Annotated in this window: 12 protein-coding genes; all 12 read right to left on the bottom strand. The window is 61.8% G+C overall.

What is annotated here, in order from left to right:
• Positions 1-293: 293 nt before the first annotated feature.
• The 12 genes from RR842_RS04245 to RR842_RS04190 all read right to left on the bottom strand — a co-directional run bounded on the left by RR842_RS04245 (position 294) and on the right by RR842_RS04190 (position 15,823).
• Positions 294-719, bottom strand: a complete 426-nt coding sequence (locus RR842_RS04245) for a MarR family transcriptional regulator (RefSeq protein WP_332512162.1) — start codon at positions 717-719, stop codon at positions 294-296.
• Positions 720-1,188: 469 nt separating this feature from the next.
• Positions 1,189-3,252: a VacB/RNase II family 3'-5' exoribonuclease gene (locus RR842_RS04240; protein ID WP_332729076.1), complete on the bottom strand. Its 2,064-nt coding sequence runs from the start codon at positions 3,250-3,252 to the stop codon at positions 1,189-1,191.
• A gap of 4 nt (positions 3,253-3,256) precedes the next feature.
• Positions 3,257-4,546, bottom strand: a complete 1,290-nt coding sequence (locus RR842_RS04235; RefSeq protein WP_332521043.1) for a S41 family peptidase — start codon at positions 4,544-4,546, stop codon at positions 3,257-3,259.
• 22 nt (positions 4,547-4,568) lie between these two features.
• The gene (ftsX, locus tag RR842_RS04230) at positions 4,569-5,480 is read right to left on the bottom strand and encodes a permease-like cell division protein FtsX (RefSeq protein WP_332729075.1); all 912 of its coding nucleotides are present in this window, start codon (positions 5,478-5,480) and stop codon (positions 4,569-4,571) included.
• Complete coding sequence (gene ftsE, locus RR842_RS04225) at positions 5,473-6,315, bottom strand: cell division ATP-binding protein FtsE (protein ID WP_332512147.1); 843 nt, start codon at positions 6,313-6,315, stop codon at positions 5,473-5,475. Before ftsE ends, ftsX begins: the two co-directional genes overlap by 8 nt.
• Positions 6,316-6,361: 46 nt before the next feature.
• On the bottom strand, positions 6,362-7,336 hold the full coding sequence (locus RR842_RS04220) for a transketolase C-terminal domain-containing protein (protein ID WP_332512148.1): 975 nt from the start codon (positions 7,334-7,336) through the stop codon (positions 6,362-6,364).
• Complete coding sequence (locus tag RR842_RS04215; RefSeq protein ID WP_332729074.1) at positions 7,329-8,168, bottom strand: transketolase; 840 nt, start codon at positions 8,166-8,168, stop codon at positions 7,329-7,331. Before RR842_RS04215 ends, RR842_RS04220 begins: the two co-directional genes overlap by 8 nt.
• A gap of 250 nt (positions 8,169-8,418) precedes the next feature.
• The gene (gene prfB, locus RR842_RS04210) at positions 8,419-9,510 is read right to left on the bottom strand and encodes a peptide chain release factor 2 (protein ID WP_332522062.1); all 1,092 of its coding nucleotides are present in this window, start codon (positions 9,508-9,510) and stop codon (positions 8,419-8,421) included.
• Between the two features lie 7 nt (positions 9,511-9,517).
• Positions 9,518-12,337, bottom strand: coding sequence for a preprotein translocase subunit SecA (gene secA, locus RR842_RS04205; protein ID WP_332723933.1), 2,820 nt, complete (start codon positions 12,335-12,337; stop codon positions 9,518-9,520).
• Positions 12,338-12,653: 316 nt separating this feature from the next.
• A complete protein-coding gene (locus RR842_RS04200; protein WP_332512152.1) occupies positions 12,654-12,905 on the bottom strand; it encodes a CopG family transcriptional regulator in 252 nt (83 codons plus the stop codon).
• Complete coding sequence (locus RR842_RS04195) at positions 12,883-13,155, bottom strand: BrnT family toxin (RefSeq protein WP_332512154.1); 273 nt, start codon at positions 13,153-13,155, stop codon at positions 12,883-12,885. Before RR842_RS04195 ends, RR842_RS04200 begins: the two co-directional genes overlap by 23 nt.
• A gap of 58 nt (positions 13,156-13,213) precedes the next feature.
• Complete coding sequence (locus tag RR842_RS04190; protein WP_332729073.1) at positions 13,214-15,823, bottom strand: BTAD domain-containing putative transcriptional regulator; 2,610 nt, start codon at positions 15,821-15,823, stop codon at positions 13,214-13,216.
• Positions 15,824-15,854: the final 31 nt, after the last annotated feature.

The following is a 15,854-nucleotide window of genomic DNA, read 5'->3' as shown; positions in this document are numbered from 1 at the left end:
ACAATACTATGGGGAGAGGAAATCGAATGCAAGTCCCTCCACGATTTCTGCGCGGCAATTTCTGCGCGGGGGATCCCGCCTTGCACGTAAGAGGTTGCACGTAAGAGACGCACTGCGCGGCACCGCTCTGTGCCACGCTCGGAATTCTCAGGCGCACGAAGTACGGCATCTATCCATAAACGAACAAATGTTTCACGTGAAACATCTTGAGGAGGAAGCAGGAAGCCCTCGTGCACGCAGTGGAAGACAAGCGGCGTCGCACGGTGGCACAAGACAGACCGCTTGGCTCATCGCTATTCCTGCGCGTCAAAAAACGACTTCACCTTCGCAAGGGCGTTGGCGAATACCTGCTCTTCTTCCTCAGTCAGCCCTGCGAGCGCCTCGTCGATCATCTGATGATGAAACAGGTTGTGGGCTCGCAGCACTTGGCGGCCCTTCTTGGTCAGCGACACCAAAACCTTGCGGCGGTCGTCGGCCGAGCGCGTGCGCTCGATGAATCCCTTGTCCACCAGTTTGGCCACCGCCGTAGTGAACGTTGCCAGCGTCACATTCAGACGCGCAGCCACCACGTTCATGGGATTGCACTCGTGCAACCCCACGGCCACAATAGTGTGGACCTCGGTAATAGTAAGGCCCTGGGTAAGGCGATTGTCCAACGAGCGCTCTTCGATGCGCAAAATGGAGTTGAACGTACTGGACAGCAGGTCGTCTAGCTGCATCCGCCGCTGCAATGCCGTCTCGCCGCCATACGTGCGGCCTTCAACACGCTGGAGTGCAATCGGGACAGCGCCTGCGGCAGCGTGTTCGATCCGATTGCCATGCGAGCCTTCGCCTGCCGCACTATAAGCAGACCCGTCAGCCGGAACCCTTGCATCCATCTCTGCACCTCTCGCCCTTGCCTGCGTTTTCATAGTGGCTTCGCATCATACCGCATTTAATTAGACTATCAAAGTAAATGGTCATGCGAGGACGAAGGGGAAGGCGAGCCCGAACAGGGGCCCGACTGAGCGGCGCCCTCTGTTCGCGCACACGAAGCAGCCACGGCGAACGGCCGCTGCAGCCCCTCAGGATCAAGCATGACGCTCGCTATGCGGGAAACCACGGTATCCTTCCGCATATTCAACCCGATTCGCCCTATCCCTTATGCGCCCCACGCGATCACCTGGAATCTTCCGACGAGAACCTGTTTCAATGCCCCACGCGCACGGGACGAAAATCAAGGCGGACGCTGCGCGGGTCTGCCGCCGTCAGCACCACCGGCAGACGTTGCCCCAATCGATAGACCACGCCCGTGTCCTGCCCGGTCAACCGGTGCAGCACGGGATCATAGGAGAAATACTCGGCCCCGAGGCACCTCAGCGGAACAAGTCCCTCAGCCGTATTGTCCAAGCGGACGTACACGCCGTAGGTAGCCACCCCCGATACGACCGACGAGAACGCACACCCCACCTCAGTTTCCATATACTCGACCATTTTGAGCTCCTGCGACTCCCGGGCCGCCTTCTCAGCAACCCGCTCCATGCTCGATGCATGCTCGGCTATCCACGGCAGCGCCGCAACCTCTTGGTCGAACTTCTCCGGACGTCGCATCAGGTGGGCTTTCAGCATCCGGTGGACTACCAGGTCGGGATACCTCCTGATAGGCGAAGTAAAATGCGTATAGGCCCCACTTGCAAGCCCATAATGAGGCTCGCAGTCCCGGCTGTACACCGCCCGCTTCATAGCCCGCAGCAGAAGCGTGGCCACCAACTCACCTTCCGCGCGACCGCGACTGTACTCGAGCGCCTGGGCCAATGCAGAGGGGTCTCCTGCTACCAACCGGTTCTGGTCGATATCCTTGAACCAGGAAAATTCCTGAAACACCGGCACCAGCGCCGCCAGGCTGTCGGCAGAAGGCTTGTCGTGCACCCGGAAGATACCGGGGAACTTCGCCGCACGCAGGTGCCGAGCCACCGTCTCGTTCGCCAGGATCATAGCCTCCTCGATAAGCGAGGTAGCGTCGGTTTTCTGCCGAAGGTCGATGCCGGTCGGATGCCCGTCCGCGTCCAGCCGGACCTTGGCTTCGACGGTGTCGAAATCAAGCCCTCCCGCTGTTTGGCGAGCAGCAGCTCGCAGCTTGGCAAGGTGCGAGAGGGCCTCGAGTCGCCCGACGAGAGAGGCGTCGCCCTCGGTCCCCTCAAGCAGCGCCTGCGCCTCCTCGTAGGACAATCGCGCATTCGACTTGATAAGCGCTGGATAGAGAGCATAGCCCACCAACCGGGCGCCCTCGTCCAGGTACAGGTCGGCCGTCATGGTGCGGCGCACCTCGTCGGGACGAAGCGAGCACAGATCGCCCGACAGCTCGTCGGGCAGCATCGGAATAACCCGATCGACCAGGTACACACTGGTAGCACGCCGCCGCGCGTCCAGGTCAAGTGAAGAATTCCAGGGCACATAATATGAGACGTCCGCAATATGCACCCCGAGCCGCCACGCCGCCGCCTTGATGCCTCGCCCATCCACTACGCGAACGTCCAAAGGTATGTCCTCGGCCTGCTGGGAGCCATCGGCAGAAACACGCTCCAACGACAGCGCATCGTCGAAGTCGCGGGCGTCGGCAGGGTCGATGGTCAGTGCGAAGCGCCCTCGCAGATCGCGATACCCCGCCTCCAGCGCGCCTTCCTCATCGAGTACCGCCGCGTGCGCCTCGGCAAGCGCGCCTGCGGAAAACTCGGTCTCAAGCTTATGGCGCGCTACGATGAGATCTACGCCTCTGTCCTCGTCGCCCGCCGCACTGACGACTTCCTCGACCACGCCGGTTGCTGCGGTATTGCGACTGGGAAACGTCGTGATGCGCACACGCACGATAGAGCCGTCTAAAACGTCCGGATGATCGGCGCGCATGGTGAAGATATCATAGGGAATACGCGGGTCCTCGGGGACGACCACGCCGAAAGGCTCGGCCACCTCATAGCGGCCCAGAAGCGTGTCGTGGGCACGATCGACCACGCGCACGATACGCGCCGCCGGCTGGTCGCAGGCACGCACCTTACCCTGCCCCGCTTGATGGGGCTGCTTGCCCTTCGCTCCGGCCGGAGGCAGGGGTGCCACCTCTACCAAATCGCCGTCGAAAGCGCCCGCCATTTTCGACTCAGGTATAAAATACGCTCCCGCATCCGTTTGCACGAACCCAAACCCGCCCCCGCGCACCGACAGGATGCCGCGCGGGTTGCTACGGGGATGCCGACGCGTATGCGTCCGCGAGCGAGCCATGGCGCTATTCCCGCACGAGGGACTGGGCGGTTTCCAAAGCCAGGCTTTTCTGGTTGTCGCGGGATGCATCGCCGGAGAGGCCAACGGTCACGTTCGGCACGATACCCACGCCGTTGATATCGCGACCTTGCGGACTCAAGTAGTAGGCAGCCGTATAGCGCAGCGCCCCGCCGAAGCTCAGGTCACGCGTCACCTGCACCGACCCCTTGCCCAGCGTCGTGGTGCCCACCAGCGTGCTGCGCTGGCTCTCCTGGAGGGCTGCGGCGAGCACTTCGGCAGCCGCAGCCGTATTCTCGTTCACCAGCACCACAAGAGGCTTGTCGGTAGCCACATTGCCCGTAGCCGACTTCGCATTCTTGCCGTCTTTCGTCTGGATCTGCACGATAGTGCCGCTCTTCACGAACAGGCTGGCCATGTCGACCGCCTGCGTCAGGTAGCCGCCCGGGTTGTCGCGCAGGTCCAGCACGTAGGACAAGGCCCCTCGCGAAGCGAGGTCGGCAATCGCCTGCTTTACCAATCCCGAAGAGTTCTGGGTAAGCTGCTTGACTTTGATATAGCCCACCGTATCGGAAAGGTCGCTCGTCACGTTCTTCACATCGTACTTCGAACAGGTGAGCGTCGTGGTAAACTCGTCGCCGCCCTCGGCTTCGAGCGTAGCCGGACGACGCCAGGTAACCACGACGGTGTCGCCTTCGTTGCGGTCGAGCGATGTCGTAACCTCGCTCGTCGACCATTTCTGCCCACGGTCGCCGTCGATGGCCACCACATAATCTCCCTGGCGAACACCGGCAACCTGGGCGACCGAGCCATCGAACACATCGACCGCATAGGCCCGCCCGTTGAACTCGGAGAACAGAACCCCGATACCGGCATAGGTGCCGGAGCTTTCGTGCATGAGCGAAGCATAGCGCGCCGGATCGTAGTAGCGCAGGTAGTTGTCCTCGGTGGTATCGGCCAGGGCGCCCATGACGCTCATGGTCGCCGCATCCAAATCGTAGGAGTCGAGGCTGTCTTCCTTGATGATGTCCTCGACTTCCGACATGCGCATGGAAAGCGAGTTGTACGTGTCCTTATCCTTCAAGGATGCCGTACCGGGCGCAGGCGCCCCACCGTCGGTCAACGGCGAGAATCCAATCGATTCCAACAGCGCATCGTTGCCGCGCAAGAAGAACCCCACCGAAAACGCAACGCATACGCAGACGACGAACGCCAAGCTGCGCATCAAACGCAAGTTGCGGGCCCGCATTTTACGCGCGGACGCCGCAACCGAAATATTATCTCCGTGCTTCATCATGAAGACCGACGAGTTCCTCCCCCTACACCTTCAGGTAACGGCGCATAGCCAAAGCAGAGCCGAACAGGCCGATGATAAGACCCGCCAGTATCAATGCGGCGTAGATCATCAGAAACGAGTTCAAGTCGAGCTGCAGCGGCAGGAACTGAAGAGCGCTTTGCAGCTTCGGCAGCGCAAGGTTGCGCAGAAGCTCCAGCATACCCACCGCCAGAAGCGAGCCGATAATAGCGTGCAGTGCGCCTTCCATCAGGAAGGGCCCGCGGATAAAGCCGTTCGATGCACCCACAAGACGCATAATGGCGATCTCCTTGCGACGCGCCAGAATAGCCAAGCGGATGGTGTTGTTGATAAACACCATGGCGATGAAGATAAGTAGTGCGATAAGCGCAATGCCGACATAGCGCACGGCACTCGTCAGGTCGAACAGTTTCTGAACCGTCTGTTGGCCGTACTTGAGCGACTCGGCCGCCGTATTGTAGCCGTAGATCTTCTGGAACGTCGTGTTCTCGCGAATGGACGAGGCAACCTGCTCGACCAGCTGGGGGTCTGAGAGTTCCACGTCGATAGAGGCCGGCAGTGGGTTCTGCCCGTCGAGCGAATCAATGATCTCGGGGTTCGAGGTCATGGAGTTGCGGAAGTTGTCGAGTGCCTGCTCCTTGGTGGTGAATCCGACCGAAGCCACTCCATCCAAACCTTTGATGTAGTTCTCAAGCGTCTGGATATCGGACTCGGGCGCATCGTCGGCGAGGAATACCGCGATGGAAACCTCGTTCTCGATAGAAGACACAACCCTCTCCACCACGATACCGCCGACAAAGAAGATGCCGATGATCAGAAGCGACAGGAAGATCGTGACGATGGAACCCAGCGCCGTGGACAGGTTGCGCGCAAATCCCCTCAGGGATTCCTTGATGAAATAAGCGAAACTAGACATCGAAACCGTACACCCCCCGATCTTGGTCGCGGGTCAGGTGACCGCGGTCCAGCGCGATAACGCGCCGGCGCATGTTGTCGACCATCTCGCGGTCGTGTGTGGCTACGAGCACCGTCGTACCCGTACGGTTGATGCGCTCGAGCAAATCCATAATGCCACGCGACGTCTGCGGATCAAGGTTGCCGGTAGGCTCGTCGCACACCAGAAGCGGCGGGCGGTTCACGATGGCGCGTGCGATGGACACGCGCTGCTGCTCGCCACCAGAGAGCTGATCGGGGCGCTTGTTCAGCTTGTCCTGCAAGCCCACAAGACGCAAAACCTCGGGCACCTGCGTTTTGATGACGTGGCGGCTCTTGCCGATAACCTCGAGCGCGAACGCCACGTTCTCGAACACCGTCTTGTTCGGCAGCAGCTTGAAGTCCTGAAACACGCAGCCGATGTTGCGGCGCAGATACGGCACGCGCCAGTTGCGCATGGTGCTCAGGTCTTCATCCGCCACGTAGATATTGCCCTGGGAGGGCTTGATTTCGCGGATAAGCATGCGAATGAACGTGGACTTACCCGAGCCCGAATGGCCCACGAGAAAGATGAATTCGCCTGCGTAGATCTGCAGGGATATGTCGGCAAGCGCCGGCTTGTTCGGCTGCGCAGGATAGACCTTCGACACGTGGTCAAACGTGATGACCGGCGTGCCCGTTTGCTGGGGGATGTCGTCGACCTCCAGCACGGGCAGCGACGCAGAAAGCTGCGACGTCGCCTGTCGGGAGTGAGCCGCGCGGGCGCCGGTGCGACCAACCGGACGCGCAGGACCCCCTTGGCTGATATCGTTCGTCACAGAATGCTCCGTTCGAATAGTGATGTACTGAGACGGTTGAATCTTATCAGAGAAGCTTCGCCGCCATAACCGTCTTCACAGCTTCGACAATCGCCGCGGCACCCATGTTGAAGTAGTCGAGCAGCTCCTCGAACTCGCCCGACTTGCCGAACGTATCGCGCATGCCCACGAACTCGGCGCGCGCAGGGTGCTTGCGTGCAAGCGTCTCGGCCACAGCGGACCCGAGGCCGCCCAGCACGCTGTGCTCCTCGGCCACCACGACGCACCCAGTCTTGGCCACGGAGGCCACGATGGTGTCCTCGTCGAGCGGCTTGACGGAGAAAGCATCGATCACCTCGACGGAAATACCCTCGGCAGCCAGCATGTCAGCAGCTTTGAGCGCCTGCTCGACCTCGACGCCGCAAGCCACGATCGTGGCATCGGCGCCTTCACGCAACACGTAGGCGCGCCCGATCTCCAAATCCACGTCGTCGGCGTACACGCAGGGAACCGAGGCACGGCCCATGCGCACGTATACCGGACCTGGCGTGGCGGCGGCTAGGCGCAGGGCTGCGCGGGCCGAAGCATAGTCGGCCGGGACAAGCACGCGCATGTTCGGAAGTCCGCGCATAAGCGAGATATCCTCGAGCATCTGATGGCTGCCGCCGTCGGGGCCGACCGAGATGCCCGCATGCGTCGGCGCGATCTTCACGTCCAGGTTGCTGTAGCACACCGTATTGCGGATCTGGTCGTACACGCGCCCCGTGCCAAACACGGCGAACGAGCCCGTATAGGCCACGTGCCCCGTGATAGCAAGGCCCGCCGCCACGTCGATCATGTTCTGCTCGGCGATGCCGCAGTTGAACAAGCGGTCGGCATAGCCGGCGTCAGCCAGCTTCTTCGTCGTAGTCGACCCGGTAAGGTCGGCATCCACCGCCACGACCGGTACGCCCTCGCCTGCAAGTTCTGCCAGCGTCGCGCCGTAGGCGGCACGCGTGGCCTTCTTCTGTTGGGCCTGAACCTCGTCTGCGAGCTTAACCACGGACGTCCTCCTTCCCCTGAGCGCCTTCCAGTTCGGAGAGCGCGCACGTCAGCTGATCGGCATTCGGCGCCTTGCCATGCCAGCCCGCCTCGTTTTCCATGAATGACACACCCTTGCCTTTGACCGTATGAGCAATGAGCGCGTGCGGTTTGCCCGTACGGTCGGCCTTAGCCTCGGCAAGCGCCCGGACAAGGGCCGAGACGTCATGGCCGTCGACCTCGTGCACGTCCCAGCCGAAAGCCGCGAACTTCGCGCCCAAGTCGCCAGGATCGCAGACATCGGCTGTGCAGCCGTCGATCTGCAAGCCGTTGCGGTCAACGATAGCCACCAGGTTGTCCAGACGGCGGTGCGCCGCAAACATAGCAGCTTCCCACACCTGGCCTTCCTGGCATTCGCCGTCGCCCAGCAACGCGAACACGGCCTGGTCTCCCCCTTCGAGCACCAGGCCCGCTGCGGCGCCCGCCGCAATAGAGAGCCCTTGGCCCAGCGAGCCGGTGGACACCTCCACGCCGGGAAGCTGGTTCGAATCGGGATGGCCTTGCAGCCGACTGCCTAGCTTGCGCAAGGAGAGCAGCTCTTCGCGCGGGAAATAGCCTGCCTGTGCAAGCACGGCGTACAGGGCCGGTGCCGCATGGCCTTTCGCCAGGATGAAGCGGTCGCGCGACGCATCCTGCGGGTTTTCCGGATCGTGCTTCAGCACGCCGCCGAAATACAGCGCCGTCAGGATGTCGGCGCTCGAGAGCGATCCACCCGGATGTCCGCTGCCCGCCTCCGCGATCATGCGCACGATATCGATGCGCATCTCGTTAGCGCGCCGTTCAAGCTCGGTCATTGCTCGTCCTTCCCCGCTCGATCATCCAAACAAAAAAACAGTTTACGGTAGTTTGATGCTCTCCCCGCAGCAAATCATCGGTTGGCGCCCGTCAGCCAGCAAGAGGCTCTCTCGTGCTCCAAATTCGTGGCACCTCGGAAACGAGGCGTGCTTCGGTACGCGGGTTTCCGAGATCGCGCGACGACGGAGTGTGCGCAAAGCTCGCAGCATCGAGCATTTCGATCATCCGAAGGATGGTCGAAACCGATCATTAGGATACGCGCCACTTATGGTAGCCGATCACGAATTGCTCCAGTTCGCCGTCGAGCACGGCATCCACATTACCCGTCTCGATGCCGCTACGGACGTCCTTCACCATCTGATAAGGATACAGCACGTAGTTGCGAATCTGGCTGCCGAACGAGTTGTCCATGCGGTCGCCACGCAATTCGTCCAATTCCGCCAGGCGCTTTTGCTCCTCAAGCTCGTAGAGCTTAGCGCGCAGCACGCGGAAAGCGGCTTCCTTGTTCTGCAACTGCGACTTCTCGTTTTGGCAGGTTACCACCAGGCCCGTCGGCAGGTGCGTCAAGCGCACGGCCGAGTCGGTCGTATTCACGCACTGCCCGCCCGGGCCGCTGGAACGGTACACATCCACGCGCACGTCGGAGAGGCTCAGGTCCACCTCGATGTCATCGGGCAGCACGGGCAGCACCTCCACACCGGCGAACGTGGTGTGGCGACGCTTCTTGTCGTCGGTCGGCGAGATGCGCACCAGACGGTGCACGCCGCTCTCGCTTTTCAGCATGCCGAAGGCGTTGCGGCCCTCCACCTGGATCGTCGCCTTATCCAAGCCGATGCCTTCGCCTGGCACCAGATCGAGAACGGTGACCTTCCAACCTTTGTTCTCGGCGTAGCGCGCATACATGCGATAGAGCATCTCCGTCCAGTCCCGGGCTTCGAGGCCGCCGGAGCCGGGGTTCACGGTAAGGATAGCGTCACCGCCGTCGAAGCGCCCGGAGAACCATGAAGCTATCTCCAACCCATCGAGCATACCGGCAAGCCGGTCAAACGCATCGTCAGCCTCGGCTGCGAACGCCTCGTCCTCACCAGCAAGCTCGAGGGCCGCACGGGCATCCTCCAAAAGCGCCGCTGCCTCGTCGTACTCGCGTATGGTCTCGCGCACGTTGCTGGCCTGCTTGGACACGCTCTGGGCATGGGATGCATCATCCCAGAAGCCGGGCGAGGCTATCTCGTCGTCGAGCTTCGCCAACTCGGTCGCCAAGGAGTCAATATGCAGAAAGCCGTGCGCATCCTCGATACGCCGGGCCATCTGCTCGATATCTTTTTCGCTTATATCAGCCATACTTCGCCTATGCGTTCTTGCCGTGGCATTTCTTGTACTTGAGGCCCGAGCCGCACGGGCACGGGTCGTTGCGGCCCACGTCGGCGAAGGGGTCGTCCTTGTCCTTCTCGAACGTCTGGGGCTTGGCAGCGGCGGGCTTCGGCGGCGGTGAGGCAAGCTGCCCGGCCGGTGCCTGGGCTGCGGAAGCGCGACGTGCGGCAGCCACGCCCGTCTCTTCGAGCGCCGACTCGGGAGAAGAATAACTCACCTTGCCGTCGAGCGGACTCGTCCCTTCCGCCAACTCGGGCTTCTGCTCCTGCACGGCCACCTGCAAGCGCAGAAGCGTGCGCAGGTAGTCCTCGTACATGGAGGAGGTCAGGCTCTGGAACGCGTTGTACGCCTCGTTCTTGTACTCCACCAGCGGATCGCGCTGGCCGAACGCGCGCAGGCCGATACCGGCCTTCAGGTAATCCATCTCCTGGAGGTGAGCCATCCAGCGAGTGTCGATGATGCGAAGCATGACCTGGGCTTCGAGCGTCTTCATGACCGGTTCTCCCAGAAGCTCCGTCTTTTCCTTGTATACCCCTTCCAGGTATTCTTCCAGCGCCTCGGCCAACACCTCGGGGTCGTCTTCGTGGTCGACGCCTTCTGCCTTGAAGCCCTCGCGGCCCGTCATGTTCGCGGTCCAGAGATCCACCGCCCTAGCATCCCAGTCGTCGCTGGGCACCTTGTCGGGACAGTTCCCGGACACGACGGCCTCGGCCGCCTCCTCGATGATCTCGGGAATGCGCTCGGCCATATCCTTGCCGTCCAGGATGGCATTGCGCTCGCCGTAGATAGCTGCACGCTGCAGGTTCATGACGTCGTCGTACTCAAGCACGTTCTTACGGGCGGCAAAGTGCATGCTCTCCACTTGGCGCTGGGCACCTTCGATGGCCTTGGACACCATACCCGCTTGAATGGGCATGTCCTCGGGCATGTCGGTCTTCTCCATCATGCGGCCGATGGTGTCCATACGATTGCCGCCGAACAGGCGCATGAGGTCGTCTTCGAGCGACAGGTAGAACTGCGTGGTACCCGGATCGCCCTGGCGGCCGGCACGGCCGCGCAACTGGTTGTCGATACGGCGCGACTCATGGCGCTCGGTGCCGACAACGCACAGGCCTCCGGCGGCGATCACTTGGTCGTGTTCTTGGACGCACACCGCCTTGGCCTCGACGAGCGCCTCTGCACGCTGCTCATCGGTGGGTGCGGGGGCCGCGACCTCGTCGCCCTCTTCGATTACGTCGTCCACCCGGCGCTCGGGATCAAAGCCCTTGGCGCACAGGGCATCGTCGGCCAACACCTCGGGGTTGCCGCCCAGCAGGATGTCGGTACCACGGCCGGCCATGTTGGTGGCGATGGTCACGGCGCCCACACGGCCCGCTTGCGCGATGATATGGGCCTCGCGCTCGTGGTTCTTCGCATTCAGCGTCTCATGGCGTATGCCGCGCTTGTCCAGCAGGCGCGAGAGCTTCTCGGAGCTTTCGATGGACACCGTGCCGATAAGGCACGGCTGCCCTGCCGCATAGCGCTCAGCCACGTCGTCGGCTACCGCATTGAACTTAGCCTCGACGGAGCGGTAGATCAGATCGTCCTCGTCCTTACGCGCCACGGGGCGGTTCGGCGGGATGGCCACAACGGGCAGCTTGTAGATCTGGCGGAACTCGGCATCCTCGGTCATGGCCGTGCCGGTCATGCCGGAGAGCTTCTCGTAGAGGCGGAAGTAGTTCTGCAGCGTGATGGTAGCCAGCGTCTGGTTCTCCTCGCGCACGAGCACGCGCTCTTTGGCCTCGAGCGCCTGGTGCAAGCCCTCGGAGTAGCGACGGCCCTCCATGAGGCGACCGGTGAACTCGTCGACGATCTTCACCTCTCCGCCCACCACGACGTAATCCACATCGCGATGGAACAGGAACTGCGCTTTCAGCGCCTGCTGCAAGTGGTTCGCCAACTGGCCGGACGGATCGGCATAGATGTCGTCGATGCCGAGCATCGCCTCGATCTTCTCCAAGCCGCTCTCGGTGGCGTTGATGGTCTTCTTGGCCTCGTCCATGTCGAAGTCGACTTCAGGTGTGATGCCCACCATGACGCGGGCGAACTTGTTGTACGTCTCGGCGGCCTGGGTACCGGCACCCGAGATGATAAGGGGCGTGCGGGCCTCGTCGATAAGGATGGAGTCGACCTCGTCGACGATAGCGAAATGGTGACCGCGCTGCACGCGGGCCTCGGCGCGCGTGACCATGTTGTCGCGCAGGTAGTCGAAGCCAAACTCCGAGTTCGTGCCGTAGGTGACGGCGGCCGCGTACGCGGGCTTCTTCTTGTCGAGGCGCATGCCGTTCTGAATAAGGCCCACCTCCATGCCGAGGAAGCGGTATATCTGGCCCATCCACTCGCTGTCGCGCTTCGCCAGGTAGTCGTTCACCGTGACGATATGCACGTTATTGCCGGAAACGGCGTTCAAGTAACCGGCCAGCGTAGACACAAGCGTCTTGCCCTCGCCGGTCTTCATCTCGGCGATCTGACCGTCGTTCAAAGCCATACCGCCGATGAGCTGTACATCGAAGTGGCGCATCCCGAGCGTGCGCACCGATGCCTCGCGCACCGCAGCGAAGGCCTCAGGCAACAGGCTTTTCAGATCCTCGCCAGCATCGGCGCGCTCGCGGAACGCCGCTGTGAGGGCACGCAGCTCCTCGTCGCTTTTGGCCTGCATCTCGGTCTCTAGGCCGTTGATCTTCTGCGCTGTGGCCTCGTAGCTTTTCATCTGCTTTCCCTCGCCGAGGGTGAGCAGCTTGGATAGGAATCCTGCCATGTGTCGCGCCGTCCTTTTCATGGATGATCGCGCAGCTCTCCTGCGCGCGTTTCAGTGACGAAAACAGTATTTGCCACTCTAGCATAATGAGCCTTGCCTCAAAGGAAATACACAGGGCATGCAAGGCCTCCCGCAGGTAGAGAGGGCATGCGGCGTGCGCCAAGGGAAGGCATCGATGCCAGCCGAAGCCTTCCCTTGCACGTCGTGTTACGCAGAGGACGCATGCGCGCAGAGCCTCGCAATCCAAAACGCACGCTTGCATCCTCTGCGTTTCACACCCGCACAAACGACACCACAGGCACGTGGCACCGGGGCATCAAGCGCTGCGACGCGCCTCCTCGTCAAGGCGCTCGGCAATCCAGGTCTTGATGACCGCTTGGCGTCCTATACCGATGCGCTTCGCCTCGGCATCGAGGGCCTCGACCATCCAGACGGGAAAATCGACGTTGACGCGCTTAGAAATCGCGTTAGGACGCATAGGGTGCTGCAGATCGAAGTATTCCAGCACATCCTCCTCTCCTTCGTCGAAGATGCGATCAAGCTCTTCAGCACTGATTTTCTTGGCCATAGTAATCGACCTCTTTCTTGCGGGCGCGACGGACCGATATGATACGGGTAGCCTCTCCGCGATACGTTACGACAGCCACCCAATATTTACCTTCTATCATCCCGATCACCAAGTGACGCTCTTCCAGGGTATACGGTGATACGAGTACCACACTTCGATCATCCTCCCACAGCATCCGAGCCTGATCGAAGTCAATGCCATGCTTGGCAAAGTTCGCCTCGCTTTTCTTCTGATCGTAAATAAATATCATTTTAACCCCTTATAGGTATATTTTCCATACCTTAATTATGACAATATCGGCACCACCCTCAATCCATCGGCTCTTCGGTCTCGATGATGCTGCGGTACAGGGCCATGATCCCAAGAGACGGGTCGATACCCAGCTCGGAGGTAAGGACACGCCGGCAGGAGAAGTATGTTTCGAGGGCTGCCGTACGCTGGCCTGCGGCGATCTGGGCCCGCATAAGTGCCACGTACGCATCTTCGCGCGTACGGTCGCGGCGCAATGCCGCGCGGGCGAACCAGAGACCTTCCTGCACGCCGTCTGTTGCGACAAGGCGGTTCGCAGCTGCGACGAGCGCGTCCACCAGCTGCATGCGACAATCGTTGCGTGCCTGGATAATGAGATCGCAGCCCCGCTCGCTCGGCATGAGGTCGTCGGCAAAAGCATCGTCGATCTCGGCATAGAGCTGGGCCCATCCGTCGGAACCGGGCTGTCCGAACAGCAGCATGCGGCACACCGCATCGAAACGCGCAACATCGGTAGAGAGTAGGCGCTCGTCGATGCGACATCCGTTTTGGTGGCGCAGCAGATAGGGGCATACGCCGGAAGGGCCAGCGAGGGTGCGCCTCAAAAGCGACCAGACCGAGTAGAAGTTCTTGCGCGCCGTATCCATCTCGCTGTCCGGCCAGAGAACCCGCACCAGCTGGTCGCGCGGGAACTCGCGCCCTCGGTTGAGGACGAGCAGCGCAAGCAGCGTCTTCGCCTTCTGCCGCCGAAAACGCGTCACGTCGACGACCTCTCCGCCGATGCGCACATCCAACCCGCCGAAAAGGTTGACGGTCAGCGGGGGCACGATGCCCGCAGCTTGCGTGCGTTTAGGAAGGTAGCGCCCATCAAGGTAGGAGTCGGGAAGCGTTGCCGCACGCTCGGCGCGACGCTCTTCGCGTTCGCGAACGGCACGGTCGAACGCACGGCGCTGCGTGAACACCTCCATTTCCAGATGATGGAGCGCAAGCACCTCGGCAGCTCCCAAAGGGCGGCGCAGAACCAGGGTACCCCGCTCCCGAGCCTGCTCAAGGGCCAAGCCCGCCGATGCGGCGAACAAGTCATAGGCGTCCCCACCACGAGCAAGGCGCTCGGTTACGAAACGCTCGATCCGGCAGACGGCCTCCCTGTTGGCCGGAGAATCGCCCGCCCCTTCAAAAGCGCGCCCCTCAGCAACTTCTTTCAACACCCAAGACGCCATCAGGCACAGGGCGTCCTCGCTGGCTCCTCTTGCGCGAAAATCGGCCTCCACGCCTCTCGCAATCCAGAGCGGATCTTGGAGCATGGACAGCTGGAGCAGCACGAGCGGCCGCCAAAAGGCCTCGTGCGAAGCAAACGACCCCCTCGGCCCACGCACGCCACCGGCAGCGGCACCACCTTGCGCGAGGCGTGCGAGCTCCTTGCACGCCCTCGTGCGCACCGATCCCCCACCTCGCCGGACGAGCACAAGCAGGGACAGCGCCCGCACCTCATCGGATTCGGCCAGATCGAATGCCATCTGGCGTGCCCGCCCCAGAGCGCCGGCCTCGTCTCCCAGCGCAATAAGCCGCATCATCTCTCCCGTTTCGAGCCGTGACGTCGAGGCCGCCGCCCCCAACGATGCATGCAGCTCATGTCCGGGCAGGATGCATGCCTGCCTGAGCAGGGAAAGAGAACGCGACGAGAGCCATACTGCCCGTTCGGTGCGCGAGCACAGCGTTTTCACCAACCCGCACGCACGCCTGCACTCCGATCGGGATACCAAGGCATCGGCCCAGCGCCCCACCAGGGCATCGCGCCGACCGAAAAGCGAACGCTTAGCAAGCACGTCAAGTTTTTTTCCGACAGCCGCAGCTATCGCTTCCTCGGAAAACGAAGGGGCCCCAAAGCGCTCGCAACGCCGATCGATGCCCAGATAAGGATAATTCGCAGCAAGCATGGCAGCCAGGTCGTCGTCGAAAGGCCCGAACGCGGCAGCATCCGACAACGAGCCAGTGCCGAGCACCAGCATCGTGGCGATAGCCAGCAATACATCGGCGGGCAACTCCTCGCGCAATGCGCCGGCAAGGAAAACCGCTTCGCCATCGAACCCGCCCCAGCGCAATCCGGGAACGCGCCCCGAAGCAGGCACCGTTTCGGCTGCCGTGCTCGCACCGTCGCCCAGAAGCTGCACGGCATCGATCTCGGTATCGGTCAAGAGCAGATCAGGCGCCGAAAGCTTCAGGCGGTCATGCTGCGATGCCGCGAAAGCGTCGCACGACGGCGCACAGCAAACCAGCACTTCGCAATCGCGCGCAAGCAGGCTATCGAACGCCGCCGAGAAGGAGTCGGCGCGTACCGCATCAAGCGGAGGAACATCATCGAACACGGCAAGGAACGGCCTGCTTTCCAGCGCCGACAGCTCTGATGCGATAATGCCCCGATCGAGGTCGCGAAGGAAGCAGGGGCTGCGTCCGTCGATCCAAAACACCTGATCGAAAGAGAACACGACCTCGGCATACTCCATCGCCAATCCGCTTTTGCCGAACCCAACAGGTGCAACAAGGAACCGAGCGACATGGCGCTCGCGCAAAAGACGTGCGATAAGGTCGGGCCTCGGATAGTGGCGCCGCGATGCCAAATGGCTGGGACGATGTCCGTTGCAGGCTGATTTTGCTAAGTAACTGGTCATAGGGTAGCGCTCCTCTCGAAGAGGAAGCGCG

Origin of the sequence: Gordonibacter sp. (assembly GCF_036667095.1) — a bacterium.
GTDB lineage: Bacteria > Actinomycetota > Coriobacteriia > Coriobacteriales > Eggerthellaceae > Gordonibacter.
This window is presented reverse-complemented; position numbering and strand designations above follow the sequence as displayed.

What these genes read in the sequence shown, in the direction of transcription:
- RR842_RS04200 (WP_332512152.1), bottom strand. Translation starts at nt 12,905, where the DNA reads ATGGCCAAGAAAATCAGTGCTGAAGAGCTTGATCGCATCTTCGACGAA.
- prfB (WP_332522062.1), bottom strand. Translation starts at nt 9,510, where the DNA reads ATGGCTGATATAAGCGAAAAAGATATCGAGCAGATGGCCCGGCGTATC.
- RR842_RS04215 (WP_332729074.1), bottom strand. Translation starts at nt 8,168, where the DNA reads ATGACCGAGCTTGAACGGCGCGCTAACGAGATGCGCATCGATATCGTG.
- RR842_RS04235 (WP_332521043.1), bottom strand. Translation starts at nt 4,546, where the DNA reads ATGATGAAGCACGGAGATAATATTTCGGTTGCGGCGTCCGCGCGTAAA.
- RR842_RS04245 (WP_332512162.1), bottom strand. Translation starts at nt 719, where the DNA reads ATGCAGCTAGACGACCTGCTGTCCAGTACGTTCAACTCCATTTTGCGC.
- RR842_RS04195 (WP_332512154.1), bottom strand. Translation starts at nt 13,155, where the DNA reads ATGATATTTATTTACGATCAGAAGAAAAGCGAGGCGAACTTTGCCAAG.
- RR842_RS04190 (WP_332729073.1), bottom strand. Translation starts at nt 15,823, where the DNA reads ATGACCAGTTACTTAGCAAAATCAGCCTGCAACGGACATCGTCCCAGC.
- RR842_RS04240 (WP_332729076.1), bottom strand. Translation starts at nt 3,252, where the DNA reads ATGGCTCGCTCGCGGACGCATACGCGTCGGCATCCCCGTAGCAACCCG.
- ftsX (WP_332729075.1), bottom strand. Translation starts at nt 5,480, where the DNA reads ATGTCTAGTTTCGCTTATTTCATCAAGGAATCCCTGAGGGGATTTGCG.
- secA (WP_332723933.1), bottom strand. Translation starts at nt 12,337, where the DNA reads ATGGCAGGATTCCTATCCAAGCTGCTCACCCTCGGCGAGGGAAAGCAG.